At 70.5% G+C, this 19,651-nt stretch carries 19 protein-coding genes and 1 pseudogene; 9 read left to right on the top strand and 11 right to left on the bottom strand.

The genetic code is table 11. From position 1 onward, the window contains the following. Positions 1-85: 85 nt before the first annotated feature. Positions 86-1,120: a DUF3533 domain-containing protein gene (locus ABIE67_RS11065; RefSeq protein ID WP_370256216.1), complete on the bottom strand. Its 1,035-nt coding sequence runs from the start codon at positions 1,118-1,120 to the stop codon at positions 86-88. Between the two features lie 134 nt (positions 1,121-1,254). On the opposite strand from ABIE67_RS11065, the gene ABIE67_RS11060 reads away from it, so the two are divergent. Both ABIE67_RS11060 and ABIE67_RS11055 read left to right on the top strand, forming a co-directional pair. Then, complete coding sequence (locus tag ABIE67_RS11060) at positions 1,255-4,713, top strand: DNA polymerase III subunit alpha (protein ID WP_370256213.1); 3,459 nt, start codon at positions 1,255-1,257, stop codon at positions 4,711-4,713. Continuing rightward, the gene (locus tag ABIE67_RS11055) at positions 4,710-5,720 is read left to right on the top strand and encodes a hypothetical protein (protein ID WP_370256212.1); all 1,011 of its coding nucleotides are present in this window, start codon (positions 4,710-4,712) and stop codon (positions 5,718-5,720) included. The genes ABIE67_RS11060 and ABIE67_RS11055 overlap by 4 nt, the downstream gene beginning before the upstream one ends. Positions 5,721-5,737: 17 nt before the next feature. Here the strand turns inward: ABIE67_RS11055 and ABIE67_RS11050 are convergent, their stop codons facing one another. Continuing rightward, positions 5,738-6,112, bottom strand: coding sequence for a cupin domain-containing protein (locus ABIE67_RS11050; protein WP_370256208.1), 375 nt, complete (start codon positions 6,110-6,112; stop codon positions 5,738-5,740). 109 nt (positions 6,113-6,221) lie between these two features. Between ABIE67_RS11050 and ABIE67_RS11045 the strand changes: the two genes are divergently transcribed. Together ABIE67_RS11045 and ABIE67_RS11040 are read left to right on the top strand one after the other, a co-directional pair. Continuing rightward, positions 6,222-6,668 carry a MarR family winged helix-turn-helix transcriptional regulator gene (locus ABIE67_RS11045; protein WP_370256204.1) on the top strand — a complete coding sequence of 149 codons (447 nt, stop codon included), beginning with the start codon at positions 6,222-6,224 and terminating at the stop codon, positions 6,666-6,668. A 173-nt stretch (positions 6,669-6,841) separates the two neighbouring features. Continuing rightward, positions 6,842-7,711: an esterase/lipase family protein gene (locus tag ABIE67_RS11040; protein WP_370256200.1), complete on the top strand. Its 870-nt coding sequence runs from the start codon at positions 6,842-6,844 to the stop codon at positions 7,709-7,711. Positions 7,712-7,781: 70 nt separating this feature from the next. Here ABIE67_RS11040 and ABIE67_RS11035 read toward each other — a convergent pair whose 3' ends face one another. Next, positions 7,782-8,828, bottom strand: a complete 1,047-nt coding sequence (locus tag ABIE67_RS11035; protein ID WP_370256198.1) for a lytic polysaccharide monooxygenase — start codon at positions 8,826-8,828, stop codon at positions 7,782-7,784. A 495-nt stretch (positions 8,829-9,323) separates the two neighbouring features. Here ABIE67_RS11035 and ABIE67_RS11030 point away from each other — a divergent pair, with 495 nt between their 5' ends. Continuing rightward, on the top strand, positions 9,324-11,228 hold the full coding sequence (locus ABIE67_RS11030) for a hypothetical protein (protein WP_370256196.1): 1,905 nt from the start codon (positions 9,324-9,326) through the stop codon (positions 11,226-11,228). A gap of 32 nt (positions 11,229-11,260) precedes the next feature. Here the strand turns inward: ABIE67_RS11030 and ABIE67_RS11025 are convergent. From ABIE67_RS11025 to ABIE67_RS11015, 3 genes and pseudogenes are all read right to left on the bottom strand, one after another. Next, positions 11,261-11,867: pseudogene (locus ABIE67_RS11025) on the bottom strand (transposase); the annotation flags it as partial. Between the two features lie 75 nt (positions 11,868-11,942). After that, a complete protein-coding gene (locus ABIE67_RS11020; RefSeq protein ID WP_370256192.1) occupies positions 11,943-12,071 on the bottom strand; it encodes an alpha/beta fold hydrolase in 129 nt (42 codons plus the stop codon). A 35-nt stretch (positions 12,072-12,106) separates the two neighbouring features. Continuing rightward, positions 12,107-12,631, bottom strand: a complete 525-nt coding sequence (locus tag ABIE67_RS11015) for an alpha/beta fold hydrolase (RefSeq protein ID WP_370256189.1) — start codon at positions 12,629-12,631, stop codon at positions 12,107-12,109. A gap of 294 nt (positions 12,632-12,925) precedes the next feature. Between ABIE67_RS11015 and ABIE67_RS11010 the strand changes: the two genes are divergently transcribed. Further along, entirely contained in the window at positions 12,926-13,375 is a 450-nt protein-coding gene (locus ABIE67_RS11010) for a GNAT family N-acetyltransferase (RefSeq protein ID WP_370256185.1), read from the top strand. 27 nt (positions 13,376-13,402) lie between these two features. Here the strand turns inward: ABIE67_RS11010 and ABIE67_RS11005 are convergent, their stop codons facing one another. Then, positions 13,403-13,540: a hypothetical protein gene (locus ABIE67_RS11005; protein ID WP_370256181.1), complete on the bottom strand. Its 138-nt coding sequence runs from the start codon at positions 13,538-13,540 to the stop codon at positions 13,403-13,405. A 176-nt stretch (positions 13,541-13,716) separates the two neighbouring features. Between ABIE67_RS11005 and ABIE67_RS11000 the strand changes: the two genes are divergently transcribed. Then, complete coding sequence (locus ABIE67_RS11000; protein WP_370268442.1) at positions 13,717-14,334, top strand: class I SAM-dependent methyltransferase; 618 nt, start codon at positions 13,717-13,719, stop codon at positions 14,332-14,334. A 42-nt stretch (positions 14,335-14,376) separates the two neighbouring features. On the opposite strand, the gene ABIE67_RS10995 is transcribed toward ABIE67_RS11000, so the two are convergent. Further along, positions 14,377-14,877: a DUF402 domain-containing protein gene (locus tag ABIE67_RS10995; RefSeq protein WP_370256177.1), complete on the bottom strand. Its 501-nt coding sequence runs from the start codon at positions 14,875-14,877 to the stop codon at positions 14,377-14,379. Then, positions 14,858-15,787 (bottom strand): GNAT family N-acetyltransferase, encoded by a 930-nt coding sequence (locus ABIE67_RS10990; protein WP_370256174.1) that lies wholly within the window; start codon positions 15,785-15,787, stop codon positions 14,858-14,860. The genes ABIE67_RS10995 and ABIE67_RS10990 overlap by 20 nt, the downstream gene beginning before the upstream one ends. Positions 15,788-15,858: 71 nt before the next feature. On the opposite strand from ABIE67_RS10990, the gene ABIE67_RS10985 reads away from it, so the two are divergent. After that, positions 15,859-16,227 (top strand): GntR family transcriptional regulator, encoded by a 369-nt coding sequence (locus tag ABIE67_RS10985; protein ID WP_370256171.1) that lies wholly within the window; start codon positions 15,859-15,861, stop codon positions 16,225-16,227. On the opposite strand, the gene ABIE67_RS10980 is transcribed toward ABIE67_RS10985, so the two are convergent. Together ABIE67_RS10980 and ABIE67_RS10975 are read right to left on the bottom strand one after the other, a co-directional pair. Beyond that, a complete protein-coding gene (locus ABIE67_RS10980) occupies positions 16,228-16,998 on the bottom strand; it encodes a DUF72 domain-containing protein (protein WP_370256168.1) in 771 nt (256 codons plus the stop codon). Positions 16,999-17,021: 23 nt separating this feature from the next. Continuing rightward, positions 17,022-18,116: a DUF5925 domain-containing protein gene (locus ABIE67_RS10975; protein WP_370256164.1), complete on the bottom strand. Its 1,095-nt coding sequence runs from the start codon at positions 18,114-18,116 to the stop codon at positions 17,022-17,024. A gap of 119 nt (positions 18,117-18,235) precedes the next feature. Here ABIE67_RS10975 and ABIE67_RS10970 point away from each other — a divergent pair, with 119 nt between their 5' ends. Beyond that, a complete protein-coding gene (locus tag ABIE67_RS10970) occupies positions 18,236-19,648 on the top strand; it encodes a xylan 1,4-beta-xylosidase (protein ID WP_370256160.1) in 1,413 nt (470 codons plus the stop codon). The last annotated feature ends 3 nt before the right edge of the window (positions 19,649-19,651 follow it).

Below are 19,651 nucleotides of genomic sequence, written 5' to 3'. Positions count from 1 at the left end.
TCTTGACACCGGACTCTGCGGGCGGACACCCCCCGACGCGTCCCCTTGCCGCCGTACGCGGCTGCGGGTGTGTTTGCCTGTGCGTCTATGACGCCTTGCCCGTTCGTAGCCATGACGCCAGGAGTGTGATCGCTGTTCCTGCGGCCGCCCATGCCGAGAGGGCCAGGAGGGAGGCGGTTGTGTCGTTGCCCTTGAAGTAGGCGATCGAACGGGTTGTCCATGTGCCCGCGCCTGGTGGGAGGGCTGGGCCGAGGTCTCGCCAGAACGGTGGGAGCAGTGGGGGTGGGAGGGCGCCGCCGGCGCTGGGGTTTCCCAGGATGACGACGATCAGGATGATCAGGCCGATGCCGGCCAGGCCGAAGAGGGCCTGGAAGGCGAGGGTGGCCGCGCCTACCGCGAAGATGATCAGGGCGCCTGCGCCCCAGAGGGCGGCGATGCTGCCGGGTAGTGCGCCCAGGACGGGGCCGACGATCAGGGCGCCGCCGAGTCCGCCGACGAGGGCGACCGCGGCCATGGCGATGAGGCGGATCAGCGAGCGTCTCGGGGTGGGGCGGCCGGCGCCCGAGCTGATCGTCATGATCGAGGCGCAGAGGTAGCCGCCCACGCACCAGCCCACGGTCACGTAGAAGGACGTGAGGCCGTTGGCGTCGTGCCGGTCGGCCGGGGCCACGTCGAGGGTGCGGAGGGTGCGGGCCTCGGACTTCTCCAGGGTGGTGAGGAGTGTTTCCAGGGTGGTGGCCAGGACTCGGCCGCCGCCGGTGGCCACCAGGAGGGTGTCGGTGGTGCCGTTCGGGTTGATCGGCAGGGCGCCGTCGATGTCGCGGTTCAGGAGCTGCCGGCGGGCTGTGGCCTCGTCGGCCAGTGTGCGGGGGGCCAGGGGGGTGCCGGGCAGGTTTGCCAGGCGGTCGACCGTCTGTTGGGCGGCCACCTCTGGTGCCACGACTCCGATGGGCACGTTCCTGGGTTTCGGGTCGTGGAGTGCTCCTACGTAGGAGGCGATGAAGAGCAGAGCCAGGGCGACCACGCCGGTCACGAGCAGGGTGGCTCGGGGGGTGACCGCGTCCTTCACTTCGGCGAGGAATGGGGTGCGGGGAGTGTCGGCGCCGGGGGTCTGCGTCATGCCCCCACAGTCCGGGTGGCCAGGCGTTTGCGCAGGTGGGAGGCGGCCGAACGGATGTCGCACGAGTGTTCGAGAAATGGTCTATGGTGGGGGTGGGGGAGTTGGGAACTGATGTTCGAGTGCGGGAGGTGCGTGTGTCAGGGTTCGCGCATCTGCACACCGTCTCCGGGTTCTCCCTGAGGTACGGGGCCTCGCACCCGGAGCGGCTGGCCGAGCGCGCCTCCGAGCGGGGTATGGACGCCCTGGCTCTCACCGATCGCGACACGCTCGGGGGCGCTGTTCGTTTTGCCAAGGCCTGTGCGAAGGCGGGCGTGCGTCCGTTGTTCGGCGTGGAGCTGGCCGTGGAGGAGTTCGGGCTCTCGGGGGCGGGGGAATCTCTGGGGCGGCGGCGTCGGGTTCCGGTACGGGGTGGTGCCTTTGTCGATGAGTCGGCGCCTCGGGTCACCTTTCTTGCCCGGGACGGGGCCCGTGGGTGGGGTGATTTGTGCCGGATCGTTTCTGCCGCGCATGGTGGGGAGGGGCCGCCGATGCTGCCCCGGGGGGGCAACCGGGGGGACGGCCTGATCGTTCTGCTCGGGTCCGACTCCGATGTCGGCCGTGCGCTCGCAGCCGGTCGTCCCGATCGGGCGGCCAGGCTGCTTGAGCCCTGGCGGGAGGTCTACGGCGACTCCCTGCGGCTGGAGGCCGTATGGCATGGGCGTCAGGGCACCGGGCCGGGGTCGCTGAGGCTGGCCGCCCGTACTGTCGGTTTCGCCGCCGAGCAGCGGGTGCGGCCTGTGCTGAGCAATGCCGTCCGGTATGCGGATCCCGGGTCGGGGCCGGTCGCCGATGTGCTGGACGCCGCGCGGCGGCTCGTGCCCATCGACTCGACCAAGGAGCTGGACTCCGGCGAGGCCTGGCTCAAGGGTGCGGGGGAGATGGCGAAGGTTGCCGAGCGGGTCGTCGAGGCCGCGGGCTTCCGGCGCGATGCCGCGTACAGGTTGCTGGAGCAGACCGGGGCTGTCGCTGCCGAGTGTCTTGTCGATCCCGAGGACGATCTCGGCATCGGCACCGTTCACTTCCCTGAGCCGTATCTCGTCGGTGCCGGGCAGCGCACCGCCCAGCGGGCGCTCGCCTCGCGGGCGGTGGCGGGCATGGTGCTACGGGGCTATGACGGGCGGCGGGCGTACTGGGAGCGGATGCACCAGGAGCTGGACATCATCGCCCACCACGGGTTCGCTTCCTATTTTCTGACGGTCGCTCAGGTTGTTGATGATGTGCGGAGGATGGGGATCCGGGTGGCCGCGCGGGGGTCCGGTGCGGGGTCGCTCGTCAATCATCTGCTCGGTATCGCGCACGCCGATCCCGTGGAGCACGGGCTGTTGATGGAGCGCTTCCTGTCCAAGCGGCGGCTGGTGCTGCCCGACATCGATGTTGATGTGGAGTCCGCGAGGCGGCTGGAGGTCTATCGCGCGATCATCGACCGGTTCGGGACCGAGCGGGTCGCCACTGTGTCGATGCCGGAGACCTATCGGGTGCGGCACGCGATCCGGGACGTGGGTGCGGCTCTGTCCATGGATCCGGCTGACATCGACCGCATCGCCAAGTCCTTCCCGCACATCCGGGCGCGTGATGCCCGGGCGGCGCTGGACGAGCTGCCCGAGCTCAGGCAGCTGGCGGGGGAGCGGGAGAAGTACGGGAAGTTGTGGGAGCTGGCGGAGGCTCTCGACGCCCTGCCGCGGGGGATCGCCATGCATCCGTGTGGGGTGCTTCTGTCCGATGCTTCCTTGTTGTCGCGTACGCCGGTCATGCCGACCAGTGGCGAGGGCTTTCCCATGTCGCAGTTCGACAAGGACGACGTCGAGGACCTCGGGCTGCTCAAGCTCGATGTGCTGGGCGTGCGGATGCAGTCGGCGATGGCGCACGCGGTCGCGGAGGTGGAGCGGGTCGCGGGGGAGCGGATCGATCTGGACGCGCTCGACTTCGAGCGGGGGGACGGTGATGCGGAGACGTATCGGCTCATCCGTTCCGCTGAGACCCTGGGCTGCTTCCAGATCGAGTCGCCGGGGCAGCGGGACCTGATCGGACGGCTTCAGCCGGCCACCTTTCATGATCTCGTTGTCGACATCTCGCTCTTCCGGCCCGGGCCGGTCGCCGCCGACATGGTGCGGCCGTTCATCGAGGCGCGGCACGGGCGGGCGCCGGTGCGTTATCCGCACAAGGATCTGGAGGGGCCGCTGCGGGAGACGTACGGGGTCGTCGTCTTCCATGAGCAGATCATCGACATCGTGCACATCATGACCGGGTGCGGGCGGGATGAGGCGGACCGGGTGCGGCGGGGGCTGTCGGATCCTGAATCGCAGGGGCGGATCCGGGTGTGGTTCGCGCAGCACGCGGCGGCGGGCGGGTATGACGCGGAGACCATCCGGCGGACCTGGGAGATCGTCGAGGCCTTCGGGTCGTACGGCTTCTGCAAGGCGCACGCGGTCGCCTTCGCCGTGCCGACCTATCAGTCGGCCTGGCTGAAGGCCCATCACCCGGCCGCCTTCTACGCGGGGCTGCTCACCCATGACCCCGGGATGTATCCGAAGCGGCTGCTGCTGGCGGACGCGCGGCGGCGAGGGGTGCCGATCCTGCCGTTGGATGTGAACGTGTCGGGGGTCGCACACCGTATCGAACTGCTGTCTGAATCAGGGGGATCGGGAGGCGTGTGGGGGCTGCGGCTCGCCCTCTCCGATGTGCACGGCATCAGTGAGGCCGAGGCGGCGCGGATCGCGGACGGGCAGCCGTATGCCTCGCTGCTCGACTTCTGGGAGCGGGGGCGGCCCAGTCGTCCGCTCGCCCAGCGGCTCGCGCAGGTCGGTGCGTTGGACGCCTTCGGGGCCAACCGGCGTGATCTGCAACTGCATCTGACCGAGCTGCACCGGGGCGCCCGGGGCAAGGGGGGTGGCGGGGGCCAACTCCCGCTGAGCGGCGGGCGGAAGACGGCCGCGGCCGGGCTGCCCGACCTCAGTTCGGAGGAGCGGCTCAGTGCCGAGCTGGGTGTGCTGTCGATGGACGCCTCGCGCAATCTGATGGACGACCACCGGTCCTTCCTCGACGAGTTGGGCGTCGTTTCGGCGCGGCGGCTGCGGGATGCCCGGCACGGGGAGACCGTGCTGGTCGCGGGGGCCAAGGCGGCCACCCAGACACCGCCGATCCGGTCCGGCAAGCGGGTCATCTTCAGCACGCTGGACGACGGGACGGGCCTGGTGGATCTCGCGTTCTTCGACGACTCGCACGACGCGTGTGCCCACACCGTCTTCCACTCCTGGCTGCTGCTGGTGCGCGGGGTCGTGCAGCGGCGGGGGCCGCGCAGCCTGAGTGTGGTGGGCTCCGCCGCCTGGAACCTCGCCGAGCTGGTCGAGCTGCGCGCCGAGGGAGGGCTTGACGTGGTGGCGGCACGGCTGGCGGAGCCCGTGGCGGAGGGGGACGGAGACGATCCGACGCACGGCCGGCGCATCCACCTGCCGACCGGATACGAGATGCACCCGTGGGCCGATCTGCGACCGGCGGGTCAAGAGCCTTCACAGGTACGGAAGTTGTGGCACCGGAGTCCGGGGAGTGCGGGATGACCATCCTCTGCGTACGTTTCCAGCTGCCGCCGACGGACGAGGCGGCCCTGCCGGGGCTCCTCGGACTGCTGGAGGACTTCACTCCGGTCGTGCAGGCCCTGCCGCCGGACGGGGCGCTGGCCGATCTGCGGGGCGCCGAGCGGTACTTCGGGCGCGACGCGATCGACTTGGCGTCGGTGATCCGGGTACGGGCCCTGGCCCATCACGGGATCGACTGCGCGATCGGTGCCGGGCCGGGGCCGATGCTGGCCCGCGTGGCGCTGCGGGACGCCCGGCCCGGGGTGCCGTGTGCCGTCCCCGAGGGGCCGGACGCCATCGCGGAGTTCCTCGCCGGGAAGCCCGTCGCCGCGCTGCCCGGCGTCGGCACCGCGACCGCCCGGACCCTGTGCGAGTACGGCCTCGACACCCTCGGCCTGGTCGCCGGTGCGCCGCTGTCCACGCTCCAGCGCCTGGTCGGCGCGAAGGCGGGGCGTGAGCTGCGCGAGAAGGCGAGCGGAATCGACCGGGGGCGGGTCGTCCCGAACGCCGTGTCGCGGTCGCTGGCCACCGAACGGCCCTTCACCCGCGACGAGTTGGACCCCGACCGGCATCGCCGGGCGCTGCTCTCCGCCGCCGACGAGCTGGGCTCCCGGCTGCGCGCCCTGGACAAGGTCTGCCGCACCCTGACCCTCACCGTCCGCTATGCCGACCTCCCCCACTCTCGAACAGGCTCGAGCGGGGGGACCCCCATCTCGACAACCCGCACCCGTACGTTGAAGGAGCCGACGGCCCACTCGGCGGCGCTGACCAGGGTGGCGTACGGCATGTACGAGGCCCTCGGCCTCCAGCGCGCCCGTGTGCGGGCTCTGGCCCTGCGCGCCGAGGGCCTCGACCCCGCCGAGCAGGCCTCCCACCAGCTCACCTTCGACCCGCTCGACGAGAAGGCCCGCCGCCTGGAGGAGGTCGCGGACCGCGCGCGAGCGAAGTTCGGGCCGCATGCGGTGATGCCGGGCTCGCTCGCCGCGTAGTTCCCTGTGCGCCGAGGTCAGTTGGCCCACGGCGGCGTGATGAGCGTGCCATCGGCCAGTTCCGCGGTGAGGCCGATGGAGGTGGTGACCCAGGTGACGGCGGTCCGCTCGGTCGGGTTCTCGACGGTCAGGGTCGCGCCGGGGTTGATGATCAGGGTGTCGCCCGCCGTGATCCGGTCGGTGCGGTCGTCGAGTGTGATCAGCAGCTCGCCGTCGAGGAGGTGCAGGATCTCCTCCCGGTTGACGGTGTGGGCAGGGGCCCTGGTCCCGGCGGGGATCTCGCCGCGCCAGGCGCACAGCTCCTTGCTGCCGGTCAGGGGCGTGGCGTACGAGACGAAGCGGGCGCCGTGGATTTCGTGGGTGACTGCCTCGGACGCGCGGACTACGGGCATGGGTGCCTCCTGGGCGTGGACGGTCGAGATGAGATGGTCAAACAGGTTGACTATATGAAGCTATGGTCAAGCTGCTTGACCAATTCGTCAAGGGTGTTTCAATGCCTGCGTGCAGAACTCCGAAGCCATGGCCCTGTCCGCCGCCCTGCTCGCCGTCGCCGGTGAGCTCACGCAACGCATCAATGACGGTGTGGTCACCCGGGGCTTCGAGGGGATGCGACCCGCGCACGGGTTCGCGTTCGCCCGGCTCGCCCCGGACGGTGCGACGGTCACCGACCTCGCCGTCCATCTCGGCGTGACCAAGCAGGCCGCGAGCCAGCTCGTCGACGAGATCGTGCGCAAGGGCTACGCCGAGCGGCGGCCCCACCCCGAGGACGCGCGCGCCCGGCTGGTCGTGCTGACCGGGCGGGGGTGGGCCTGCACCCGGGCGGCCGAGGAGGCGGCCGCGGATGCCGTTCGGGCGTGGGTCGAGGTGCTCGGTGAGGGTGAAGTGCGGTCGCTGCTCGGGCAGTTGGTGCGCATTGCCCCCTATGGTCCCATCAGGCCCACCTGGTGATGGTTCATCAGGGGTTGTGAACCGCCCCTTACTATCACTGGAAGTTTTTACTGACGCGTAACTTCACACGTCTACTACTCGCCCGTAACTTGACGAGTGAACAGCATCCTCGTGATCCGGATCACAGGGCGTAAGGCCGTCGCACCTCCCTTGAGCCGCAAGGAGATCACCCGATGCTGCCCTGGAAACGAGTGGTCAGACCCCTGACCGCGCTGCTGCTGACCACCGCGGTCGCCGTCGTCCCCGCCACCACCGCCCAGGCGGCCGACGCGGCCGCGACCTCGCACAGCGGCTGGAACGACTACTCCTGCAAGCCGTCCGCCGCCCATCCCCGCCCCGTCGTCCTGGTCCACGGCACCTTCGCCAACTCCGTCGACAACTGGCTGGGTCTCGCGCCCTACCTGGTGAACCGCGGCTACTGCGTCTTCTCCCTCGACTACGGCCAGCTGTCGGGCGTGCCCTTCTTCCACGCCCTCGGCCCCATCGACAAGTCGGCAGGGCAACTGTCCACCTACATCGACACGGTCCTCGCCGCGACCGGCGCCGCCAAAGCCGACCTCGTCGGCCACTCGCAGGGCGGCATGATGCCCCGCTACTACCTCAAGTTCCTCGGCGGTGCCGCCAAGGTGAACGCCCTCGTCGGCATCGCGCCCAACAACCACGGCACCACCCTGGCGGGGCTCACCAACCTGCTGCCGTACTTCCCCGGCGCGGAGGACCTGCTCAGCACCGCCACCCCCGCCCTCGCCCAGCAGGTCGTGGGATCCGAGTTCATGACCAAGCTCAACGAGGGCGGCGACACCGTCCCCGGCGTCCGCTACACGGTCATAGCCACCCAGTACGACGAGGTGGTCACGCCGTGGCGGACCCAGTTCCTGAACGGCCTCGACGTGAAGAACGTCCTGATCCAGGACAAGTGCGCGGCCGACCTCTCCGAGCACGCGCTCCTGGGCCTGACCGACCGCATCGCCTTCCACGAGGTGACCAACGCGCTCGACCCGGCCCGCGCCACACCGACCACCTGCGCTTCCGTGGTCGGTTGAGCGGCTGAGCGGCTGAGCACCGCCGGGGTCTGACCGGCCTGAGCCGCCGCTCAGACCCCGGAGTCCTCGATCAGCGGCGAGCGCCGCCCGCCGCCCGTCGGCGCACCGACGCGAACAGGACCGCCGAACCGACCGCCAGGGTCGCCGCACCGCCCATCGCGAGATACGCCGTGCTGCCGTCCCCGCCGGTCTCGGCGAGGTTCTCGGTGGCACCGGCTGCCTTCGGCCGGTTGGCCGGGCCGGACCCGGACGCCTCCCCCTCGGCCGCCGCGACCGGCTCCGCCGACGTACTGGCGTCCTGGTCCCCGTGGCCGTGGTGCTCGATCGTCGACTGGTCGGCACCGTCCTCGATCTGCTCCTCGGAGGGCGCGGAGGCACTCGGAGCGGGCGCGGCCGCCTCGCCGCCGCCGCTGCCGGAGCCGCTGCCGCTGCCGGTGCCGTCGGTGGTGCCGCCACCGTTGCCCGAGCCCCCGCCGTCACCGCCGCCGAAGGCCACGTCCGAGCAGGAGTAGAACGCCTCCGGGCTGTCCGAGCGCTGCCAGACCGCGTACAGCAGCTGCTTGCCGGAGCGCTCGGGCAGGGTCCCCGAGAACGTGTAGAAGCCGCCCGACGCCGCCGGGTCGGTGACCGTCGCCACCGGATTCGCCAGGTCCAGGTCGTCCCAGGCCAGTGGCTTCGTGGGGTCGTAACCCGCCTTGGTGATGTAGACCTTGAAGGTGCCCTTGTGCGGGGCGGTCACGCGGTACTTGAAGGTGTACGACCCACTGCTCACGCTCGTCGCCGGCCAGTCGGCGCGGGCCAGGTCGAGGCCCTTGAACGCCTCGCTGTTCGCGCTGCACAGCCTGCCGTCCGGGATCAGCTCCTGGTGGCGGCCGTCCGCGTTGCCGATGCGTATGCCGTTCCAGTCGTAGAGGGCCTGGGTGCCGCCCGCAGCGACCGCCGCCTTGCACGCGTCGGACTTCGGGCTCTCCGGGCCCTCCGCGTAACACTGCGAGACCCGGCTGACCGGATCGCCCATCGAGCCGTGCGCGGAGGCGGGCGCGGTGGCGAGGACGGTCAGCGCGAGCGGGGTCAGGCCGAGGGCGGCGACGGCGACGGCCTTGCGGCGTGCGGGCATGGAAGATCTCCTCAAGGGGGCTCTGACGCGTGGGGTGAATCCCGTGGGGGCGATCAGAAGCTAGCCCGAGGAAACCGCGAAAGCGCCTGCTGGAGGCGGGTGACGGCGATCTTTAGGGTCGCCTTAAGGCGCGGCTAACCAGGGGCTCAGGATGGGTGGCTGAAGCGCCTCGCCTCACCTGTGAGCGAGCTTCGGAGCTGTTCGCGGTCGTTCGCGTCAGTCCGTCCTGAGACGCTGCGGTTGGCTCCCCGAACGGCTCCCGTCGGGGATGCTGAAGGAGCAGGATGACGCCTGGTGGATGTGCTCGTGTGAGACCCGCCCGGCGCACCAACGGCCCGAAACTGTCCGGCTGAGGATGCATGGACGGGCGGCCGCGTCTCCTGGCCGGCCACTTCGAGCGGGCCCGTCCTCCAGCAACAGGGCATGGCAGTCACTGCTGTCGGGTAGCGAAGAGCCGTTCGGACCGCTGAAGTCGGGGCAGGGGGAGGTGCCGTCGTGACGCAGGACGACCCGCCGGATGGATGGAGCCCGCAGGAGCGGCGGATGTGGGAGGCATACCGGCTTGGCGAGTGGTGCGACGACGTGGCCGAGGTACGCGGCAGCGCGCTCCGCTACCTTCTGATCGCCGCACCGTCGCCCTACCCCGGTTGTCAGACCCGCCTGCAGTTGCGTGGGACCCGCGTCACCGGCGAGTTGGACCTCGCCGAGGTCACGGTCGCCGGCTCGATCCGACTGTCCCGGTGCCGCTTCGAGGAGCCTGTCCGCCTCGACAACGCGCACCTTGGCGCCGCCTTCGAAGTCAACGCCTGCACGATGCCGGGGCTGACCCTGGCCGGCGCGCGTATCGCCCTGGAGTGCGAGATCGTAGCCTGTACGGTCACCGGCACAGTGGACCTCCGATCCCTCGCTGTGGAAAACCGACTGTCCTTGAACGACACCGATATACGCCCGTCCCATGGCGAGGCCGCGCTTGACGCGCAGTCCATCGAGGTGGGTGAGGACTTCTGGGCATCGGGCCTGGACTGCTCGGGCACGGTGTTCCTGAACAGCGCCCGCATACAGGACGTCCTGGCTTTCCGAGGCTCCCGCATCAGGGGCGACTCGGGCCTCCAGGCACCCGAGTTGACCGTGGGGGGTGGCCTGTTCCTCGACTCCGGCTTCTCGGGTACCGGGCAGATCAACCTCTACGGGGCCTCCATTGGCGGATCCGTCAGGCTGGATGACTGCCGGTTGGACGGGCCCGGCGCCGGCCCAGGTGCATACGCCCTGAATCTGTCCTGTGCGGAGATAGGCGGCGACATCTGGGCGGGGCGCGGTCTGGTCGTGCAGGGCCCTGCCATTGTCCGGGACACCTCAGTGCGTGGCAGTGTGGTCCTCAAAGGGGCCCACTTCGACATCTCCTCCAGAGTGCCGACCGCGGAGGCTGCCCTCGACGCTTCACGACTGCGCGTCGGCGGCGACATCGACTGCCGGGACGGATTCGTCACACACGGCATGATCGACCTGCGTGACGCCCGCGTCGGCGGCTCCCTCCTCTTCGAAGGCGCCGAATTGACCGCCCTCGACAACCGATACCCCGCTCTGCGCGGCAACGGAGTCGAGACAGGCGGTGTGTTCAACCTGTGTGACGGCTTCACCGCGTACGGAAGGATCTCCCTCAACAGCGTCACGGTCCGCAGCCGTGTCTGCTTCGATGACGCCGCCCTCGACACGTCCGCCGATGAGTCGGCCCTGAGCTTTGTCGGATCAACCACAGCCTCCCTCTCGTTTCGCCTGCGCGAGGCACCGGCGGGTGTGGTCGAGCTGCGCCACAGCAGAATCGGGTTGCTGCGCGACGCCCCTGCCGCCTGGCCCACTGGACTGGTACTCGACGGAGCCGTCTACGACAGCCTGCACCCCGCGCTCCCGGCTCGGACACGTCTGCCCTGGCTCGGCCGTGACCCCGCCGGGTTCGTGCCCCAGCCGTACGAGCAACTCGCCGCCACCTACCAGCGCCAGGGCCAGGACGCCGATGCCCGGGCCGTGTTGGTCGCCAAGCATCGCAGCATGCGGCGCACGCTGTCGCCCCCTGCCAGGTTGTGGAGCCTGCTCCAGGACGCGACGGTGGGCTATGGCTATCGCCCTCTGCGTGCCGTGTGGCTGCTGCTGTGTCTCCTGAGTACCGGAGCGGCTCTCTTCACCGGCTGGCCGCCCACTGCCGTGGGGGATGGCAAGCCACCACCCTTTCAGCCCGGGATCTATACGCTCGACCTGCTGTTGCCCCTCGTGGATCTGGGCCAGGAACGCTCTTACGCTCCGACCGGCCTCGCGCAGTGGGCCGCAGTCGCGCTGATCGGCATGGGCTGGCTTCTGGCCACGACGGTCGCGGCAGGAGCGAGCAGGGTGTTGCGCCGGAGCTAGCCTTCCCGTTTCGGTTGGGTCGGTTGGGCTGGGATGAGGATGTCGGTGCCGTGGCGGTCGGCGTCGGGGATCTGGGCCAGGGCCGCATCCAGGACGACGATGTGGTCGGCGGCGGTATGGGCGCCGGCGTTGCCCGGCCGCAGCACTCCGGCCAGGGCTTCGCCGGTGTTGTCCAGAAAGCACGGCAGCGGGTGGTAGCCGAAGCCGCGTTCACAGGTGGCCGCCGCCCGCCTGTTCCTTCTCGGAGTGGCAGGGGATGAGGGTGGCGTCGATGTCCGGGACGAGGTCCGGCAGGTCGTGTCCGCCTGCGCGGGCCGCGGGTATGCCGCTCCTGGCCTCGACGGCCTGCAGCCAGGCGATTTCCAGGGCCAGGTCCGCTGTCGCCTCACCGCCGTTGGCCGGCATCACCGCCAAACCGACCGTGATCCGGCCGGTGCCACGCGCTCGCAGCCTGCGCAGCGCGTCCGTGAATGCGCCAGTCAGGCCAGTGACATCGGCGAGATCGGCCGGCAGGCGGGATCCGGTGTGGCTGACCACACCGGATCCGTCGGCCGAGACGACGAGCTTGGGACGCGACCCGGTAGTGGACGCAGAAAGTGCCTTCTTGCTGTGGTGACAGAAGCTCCAGACAAGCCCCATCACCATCCCAAGGTCAGGAGGCACTTTCGCGTTTCTGCTCGGGTTCCGGAGGTCGCCGCAAGTGAAAGGCGGTGGCTAGCGGCCGAGGAATCCTTCGACCACTGTCGCAAGCGTCTCCGGGCTCTCATCCGGGGCGAAGTGGCCGGCGTCGTTGAACACTTCGAGCTCGGCGTTCGGATACCACTGCAGCCAGGTGGACCGCATGGTGTCAGGACCCATCGCCGGGTCGTTCGCACCAGCTACGACGAGGAGCGTTCCGAGCCGCTCACCCTGGCATCCAGCCATGCATCGTCGTGCCGACTGCCGGTGGTGACGTCAAAGATCGTCCTGCGGTTGCCGGAATCCTCCACGGCCCCGACGAACAGCTCCCACATCTCCCCTTCGAGCGGGAACCCGGACGCGGGTACCGGTGAGATGCCGACGATCGAGCGGACCCGCGAGGGGGCGTCCAGCAACATCAGCTGGGCCGCCTTGCCGCCCATGGAGTGACCGATGACCGAGAAGGTGTTCCAGCCGAGGTCGTCGGCCACGGCGAGGGCGTCCGCCGCGACCTCCTCCATCGTGTACGTGCCGGGGGTGTCCATCGCCTCGCCGTACCCCCGGCAGTCCACGAATGCGTAACTGAACGCGCTCCCGTCCAGGTACCGCCGCAGATGGCCGAAACTCGACCTGTCGCTGAGCCAGTGGTGGAGTGCGAGGACCCGCTCCGGACCGTTGCCCTGTACCTCATATGGAACTACGTGTCCTGCTACATGGCCTGTCACAATGCTGGGTCTCCCCCTCCGGGCCGGGCCCGGAATCCCGTCGGCTTGTGGGTTCGCTCCAACGGCGTAGCAGCGGGAGCGGGCGACCGAAGGCGTCGCAGGCCGGATGGATCCGGCTGGTCAGGCCACCCCGGCCCGGGAACTTCCAGACGATCCCTGTGAGGGCCACCTGGTCGTCCAGCCGCTTTGCGGCCACGCAAGCGCCTCGCTGGTGTTGGCCAGGAGGCACACCAAGCACACCAGCCGGTGGAACGCGAAACACTCGGACTGCGATCAGGTGGATACCGTCGCGGTATGACGGACGACGACATCAGGCCGGCGGTCGCCGCCGACGTGTCCGCGGTGAAGGCCGTGACCGACGCCGCCTACCACCGCTACATCGAGCGCATCGGACGGGCGCCCGTGCCCATGCTGGCGGATCACTCGGCGAACGTGTCCGAGGGGAAGGTGTTCGTGACGGGCGATCCCGTGGTCGGGCTCGTGGTGCTGGAGGTGTACGAGGACCATCTGTTCCTCGACAGCATCGCCGTCCACCCCGACGCGCACGGCAGGGGTGTGGGACGACGGCTGCTGCGTTTTGTGGACGCACGCGCGCGTGCGCTCGGCCTGCCCGAGGTCAGGCTCTACACGAACGCGCTGATGTGGGAGAACCAGAAGATCTACCCGAAGTACGGCTACGAGGTCGTCGAGCGTCGCGTGGACGGGCCGTACGACCGGGTCCACTACCGCAAGCGGATCAGCTGACGCGTTTCCCGCGGCCGGCGGGGCGTCTCAGCCTTCCGGCCACCACGTTCGCGCGATGTCCTTGCGGACCTCGGGTCGTCCCGAGGCGGACTCGTCCGTCTCCTCCCGGAGCCGGTGGGAATCCGTCTTCCTCTTCAGGGGCTTCTGCACGGTCACACGGCGCATGGCTGCCTCCTTCAGTGTCCATCGAGTTCCGCTTTGTCGCGGAGATAGACCCTTTTGGCGAGAGTTCCTCATCGCTGCTGGTCCTGTCAGTGGCCGTTGTCACGAATCCGACTGTCAGTGGCGGGTGTCACTCTTGGCCCATGACGAACGGTGAACACGCCATCACAGAGGCGGGCATGGGCATGGAGATGGAGATGGAGATGGGCCTCGCCGTGGACTGGGACGCGGCGGCCGCGTCCTTCGACGACGAGCCGGACCACGGTCTGCGCGACCCCGAGGTGCGCCAGGCCTGGGCTTCCCGGCTGCGGTCCTGGCTCCCCGAGCGCGCGTCCGACGTCCTCGACCTCGGCTGCGGCACCGGCAGCCTGTCGCTCCTCGCGGCCGAACAGGGACACCGCGTCACGGGCGTGGACCGGTCCCCGGCGATGGTCGACCTGGCCCGCGCCAAACTGGCCGGACGTGACGCCGCGTTCCTCGTCGGTGACGCCGCGGCGCCGCCGGTCGGGGAGGAGCGGTTCGACGTGGTGCTCGTACGGCATGTCCTGTGGGCGCTGCCCGACCCCGGCCGGGTCCTGCGGCACTGGCGTGGGCTACTGCGCCCGGCCGGGCGGTTCGTGCTGGTCGAGGGGGTGTGGGGGACCACCGTGCCGACGGTCGGCATACCGGCGGACCGGCTCACCGCTCTCCTCGCACCGCTCGTCGAGGACGTGCGCGTGGAGCGACTCTCCGGGGACGCGCGGCTGTGGGGGAAGGACGTGGACGACGAGCGGTACGCGGCCGTGGCGGTGGTCTGACCAGGCCTGGCTGTGCCAGGAACGTGGCCCGCCCGGGGCGGGCTATGCCAGGAGCCCGCCGAAGCCGACCCCGCGCGCCAGTTCCTCCAGGGCGTCCAGCGCCGACACGGCGGCCGCGGCGGCCTGCGGATCCGTGCGTTCGAGGCCGCTCTCGGCGAACTCGTCCTCGTCCAGTCGGCGTACGTCCGTGTAGTCGGCGGAGCACCACAGGTCCAGATCGAGGTCCTCGACGACCAGCTCGGTGCCGGACAGCGTGGCCGGGCGGGTGATGTCGCAGTACCAGCCCTTGAGGGCGCCCGTGGCGTCGCGGACCTCCTTCACGGCGTACCAGCGGTCGCGCCAGTAGTACTCGGTGAAGACATCGCCCGGCTCGAAGCGGACGAAGCCGAAGTCGCGGACCCCGGCGCCGGACCAAGGGGCGCGGACGGCGATGCGGGTGCCGTCGTCGAAGAGCGGTTCGGCCGCGTAACGGATCTTCGTACGGCCGGCCTTGACGAGGACCACGTCGAGCGGACGTCCCTGGTCAGCCGAGTTCGCGGACATAGCGCACCTCCGTCGCGCAGATCTTGTACCCGAGCCAGGAGTTGATCGCCAGCATGGGTCCGTTGTCGGTGTCGTTGCCCGTGAAGGCCTCCTTGTAGCCGGCGGCGCGGGCGCGGTGCAGGGAGGCGTTCTTGGCGAGCTTGGCCAGGCCCCGGCCGCGGAAGGCACGGGCCGTGCCGGTCATCGCGGTGGAGTAACGGGTGCCCCGATCCGTGAAGGCGACGCTGAAGGCGGCCGGGCGGCCGTCGACGACCGCCACCGACGTCAGGTCCCGGTCGAGGAGCGGGTGGTTCCAGGTCTCCTCGACCCAGGCCTCGTAGTCGCTGAACTCGACTCCGACGTCGCTCGGTTCGTCCGACGTCGTCTCGGCGTCCAGCTCGAACATCGGGCGCGGGTCGTCCGCGAAGTCGGCGGCCGTGCGCAGCTCGACGCCCGGCGGGAGGTCCTGGAGCGGCGGGAGCGCGCCGTTCGCCAGGTCCAGCCGCAGGAAGTGGGCGGAGCGGCTCGCGCGATAGCCGTGCCGCTCGGCGAACGCGCGGTTGCCCGGCTCGTCCAGGACCCACGAGAACAGCCTGGTTGCACCCCGCGCGGCCAGATGCTCCTCGGCGGCGCGGACCAGGAGCGCCCCGGCGCCGCGCCCGGTGCGGTCCGGGCGGACGTGGATGTTGAGGTAGCCCTGGCCGGGCTCCGGGCTGTCGTGCGCCAGGCCGACCTGGGCCGTGCCGGTCATCTCGCCGTCCTCCTCCGCGACGAGGGAGCGGTAGTGGGCGTCGGGGTGGGTGTGGTTCTGGCGGTGGACGATGGCTTCCGGTACCCACAGGACGTAGGGGAGGGCGAGGTGGCGGGTGTGGGCGAAGCGCTCGACGTCGGCCGGGACTTCGGGGCGCAGGTCGCGCACGGTCACAGTCATGAAGGCGCACGCTACGCGGGGGATGTCCCGGGGTGCCTCTCATTTTCCGGCGGGTACGGGACAATCGCCCTGTGACCTTGAAGATCCACATCGATGACAGTGGCGCTCCGTACGAGCAGGTGCGGGCGCAGATCTCCGAGCAGGCGCGGTCGGGGGTGCTGCCGGTGGGGTACCGGCTGCCGACCGTGCGGGGGCTGGCGGAGTCGCTGGGGCTGGCGGCCAACACCGTCGCCAAGGCGTACCGGGCGCTGGAGAGCGACGGGGTGATCGAGACGCGGGGGCGTAACGGCACGTTCGTGGCGGCCGCCGGCTCGGCCGCCGAGCGTGAGCTGGCGTCGGCCGCGCAGGCCTACGTGGAGCGCGCTCGCAGGCTCGGGCTCGCGGAGGCCGACGCGTTGGCGGCCGTACGGGATGCCCTGCGCGCGGCCTACGGAGCGTAGTCAGCGGCGTACGGCCAACCCCGGCGTGCGGGTGACCGTGCGGCCCGCTCGCGTCGCCGCCCTCCCGAAGACCACCGCGTCCTCCACCGCTGCCCCACCGGGGTCGTTGTTGAAATACGCGTACGCGTCCTCGGCGTCGGACCAGGTGGTCGCGATCCGGTCGACCCAGGTCTCCAGGGAGCGTCGCCCGTAGCGGGGCCAGGGCTGGGCGCGGCCCTCGTGGAAGCGGACGTAGCCCCAGTCCGTCGTGCGCCACAGAGGCGCGACCGGGCGGGCCTGGACGTCGGCCCAGCACAGGGCGGCCCCTCGGGACTCCAGGATTTCGCGGGTCCGGGCCGTCCACCAGGACTCGTGGCGGGGCTCGACCGCGATCCGCGTTCCGGACGGGAAGCAGGCCAGGCAGGCATCCAGCAGGTCGGGGTCGGCGCGCAGAGTCGGCGGCAGCTGCAGGAGTACCGGCCCCAGACGGTCACCCAGGCCCGCCGCGTGGGACATCAGACGGTGGACCGGCTCCTCGGGATCCTTGAGGCGCTTGATGTGGGTGAGGTAGCGGCTCGCCTTCACCGCGACCACGAAGTCCCCCGGTACCCGCTCGCGCCAGGCCTCGAAGTTCTCCCGCGTCGGCAACCGGTAGAACGCGTTGTTGATCTCCACCGTGGCGAAGCACTCCGTGTACTCCTCAAGCCACAGCCGCATGGGCACATCGGGGGGATAGAAGGAACCCCGCCAGTCCTTGTACTGCCATCCCGACGTCCCGACGAACAGGGTCATACATCCATGAAAGCACCGGAGGGCTACAGGTACAGCCCCGCGTCCGCCCCGTCCCGCGGGTCCGGCAGCGACGTCGGGGACGTGCCCCGCCGCAGCGCGTACAGCTCCGCCAGCGTGGCGCCCTCACGGCCGATGCCCTCCTCCGTGCCCAGCCAGCTCGTCGCCTCCCCGCGCGTCAGCGCCCCCACCTCGATGCGGGCCAGACAGCGCCCGGGGCGGACCACGGCTGGGTGGAGGCGCTCCAGGTCCTCGTTGGTCGTCACACCGACCAGGACGTTGCGGCCCTGCCCCAGCAGTCCGTCCGTCAGGTTCAGCAACCGCGACAGCGCCTGGCCCGCGGTGTGCTTCGCCTCGCCGCGGATCAGCTCGTCGCAGTCCTCCAGCAGCAGCAGCCGCCAGCGGCCCTTGCCCGTCGGGTCGTCCTCGCCGATCGCGATGTCCATCAGGTAGCCGACATCGCTGAACAGCCGCTCCGGGTCCAGGACACAGTCGACCTGGCACCAGTCCCGCCAGGAACGGGCCAGCGTCCGCAGCGCCGACGTCTTGCCGGTGCCCGGCGGGCCGTGCAGCAGGAGCAGGCGGCCCGCGATGTCCTCCGGCGTCGTCTTCATCAGGCGGTCCATCGCGTCCGCCACCGGCGCGGTGTAGTTGGCCCGCACCTCGTCCCAGGTGCCCGCCGAGATCTGCCGGGTCGTGCGGTGCGGACCGCGCCTGGGGGAGACGTACCAGAAGCCCATGGTCACGTTCTCCGGCTGCGGCTCGGGCTCGTCCGCCGCGCCGTCCGTCGCCTCGCCCAGGACACGCGCCGCGAGTTCCTCGCTGGTCGCCGTCACGGTGACGTCGGCACCGCGGTTCCAGCGGGAGATCAGCAGGGTCCAGCCGTCACCCTCCGCCAGGGTCGCGCTCCGGTCGTCGTCGCGGGCTGCGCGCAGCACCCGGGCGCCCGGCGGCAGCAGCGTCGCACCGGACCGTACGCGGTCGATGTTCGCCGCGTGCGAGTACGGCTGCTCGCCCGTCGCGAAGCGGCCGAGGAACAGCGCGTCGACGACGTCGGACGGCGAGTCGCTGTCGTCGACGTTGAGCCGGATCGGCAGAGCGTCGTGTGGGTTCGCAGACATGCGGCCATGATCCGGCACACGGCGGCCCGGTGCACCCGGTTTCCGTGGCACGTACCGCCAACGGTCCAGAGTGACGAAACCCGCCCGAGCGGCTGTCGCCCCCGTTACCGTTGTCCTTGATGGGACGTCATGGGTGGAATTCGGGGGCACGGCGGTGGCGGCTCACCGCGCTGCTCGGTGTGGGCGTGGCCGTGCTGGCCCTGGTGGTGACCCTGCTCAACACGCTTCCCGGGAGCGGCGCGAGCACCGCGGGCACCACACGCGACGGCGACAAGGTGCACGGCAGCCCGACCGCCACGCCGGACGCCACGAACCCCGAGGTCGGCTGGGGGTTCACCCACACCCGGCACAGCGCCGACGAGGGCGCCGCCGCGGCCGTGCGGCGCGTCGAGGGACGGCTCGCGGACGCCGGAGGCCTGCCGCAGATCCAGCACCTCATGGGCTGGGGCGCCGACAACCCCGAACCGGTCGAGGGCCGCTACGACTTCGAGGCCATGGACCGCCGTATCGACTTCATGCGCGCCTCCGGCAGCACCCCGGTCGTCACCCTGTGCTGCGCCCCCGACTGGATGAAGGGCGGCAAGCCCGGCGTCGACAACACGAACTGGAGCCAGGCCGCACTGGAGACGGCACCGGAGCCCGAGCACTTCGAGGACTTCGCCGCGCTCGCCGTGACCGTCGCCAAGCGCTACCCCGACGTACGCCACTTCATCGTGTGGAACGAGTTCAAGGGCTTCTGGAACGACGCCGAGGCCCGCTGGGACTACGAGGGCTACACCCGGCTGTACAACCTCGTCCACAAGGCGTTGAAGAAGGTCAACCCCGACATCATGGTCGGCGGGCCGTACCTCGTGATGGACAGCGTCGACCCGCGTGCCGCGGAGGCCTCCACGGCGCTGACGGGCCCCTGGGGCGCACTGGACCAGCGCACCGTCGACGCCTTCGCGTACTGGAACGAGCACAAGGTGGGCGCTGACTTCGTCGTCGTGGACGGCTCCAGCTACACCCGGGACGACGAGCTGCTGCCCGACGAGTTCACGGCCACCGACAAGTTCACGGCCGTGAGCCAGTGGGTGCGGCGGCAGACCGGTGACCTGCCCCTGTGGTGGGCCGAGTACTACGTCGAGCCCGCCGACGGCAACGACGACCGCAAGGGCTGGTCCGAGGCCCGCCGGGTCGCCGTCCAGGCCGCCGGCATGATCGCGCTCGCCAAGGGCGGCGCCTCCTCCGCCTTCTACTGGAACCCGCAGGAGGAGAAGGGCACCGACTGCGCCGGCTGCCTGTGGACGCCGACCGACACCGCGAGCGGCGGTGAGAAGCTGCCCATGTACGACCTGCTCTCCCGGTTCGGCAAGGAGTTCCGGCCGGGCACCGAGTACAAGAAGGTGTCCGTCGACAAGGCCGGCGTCCGGGCCCTGGCAACGGACAAGACGGTCGTCGTCGTGAACACCCTCGACCGGCAGACCAGCGCGAAGGTCGACGGCGAGAAGGTCGCGTTGCAGGCGTACGAGGTGAGGTGGCTCAAGCGCTGAGCC

The sequence above is a fragment of the Streptomyces sp. V4I8 genome, assembly GCF_041261225.1.
In the GTDB taxonomy this organism is placed as follows: Bacteria; Actinomycetota; Actinomycetes; order Streptomycetales; family Streptomycetaceae; genus Streptomyces.
The sequence above is the reverse complement of the archived record's forward strand: the minus strand, read 5'-3'. Positions and strand labels throughout refer to the sequence as shown.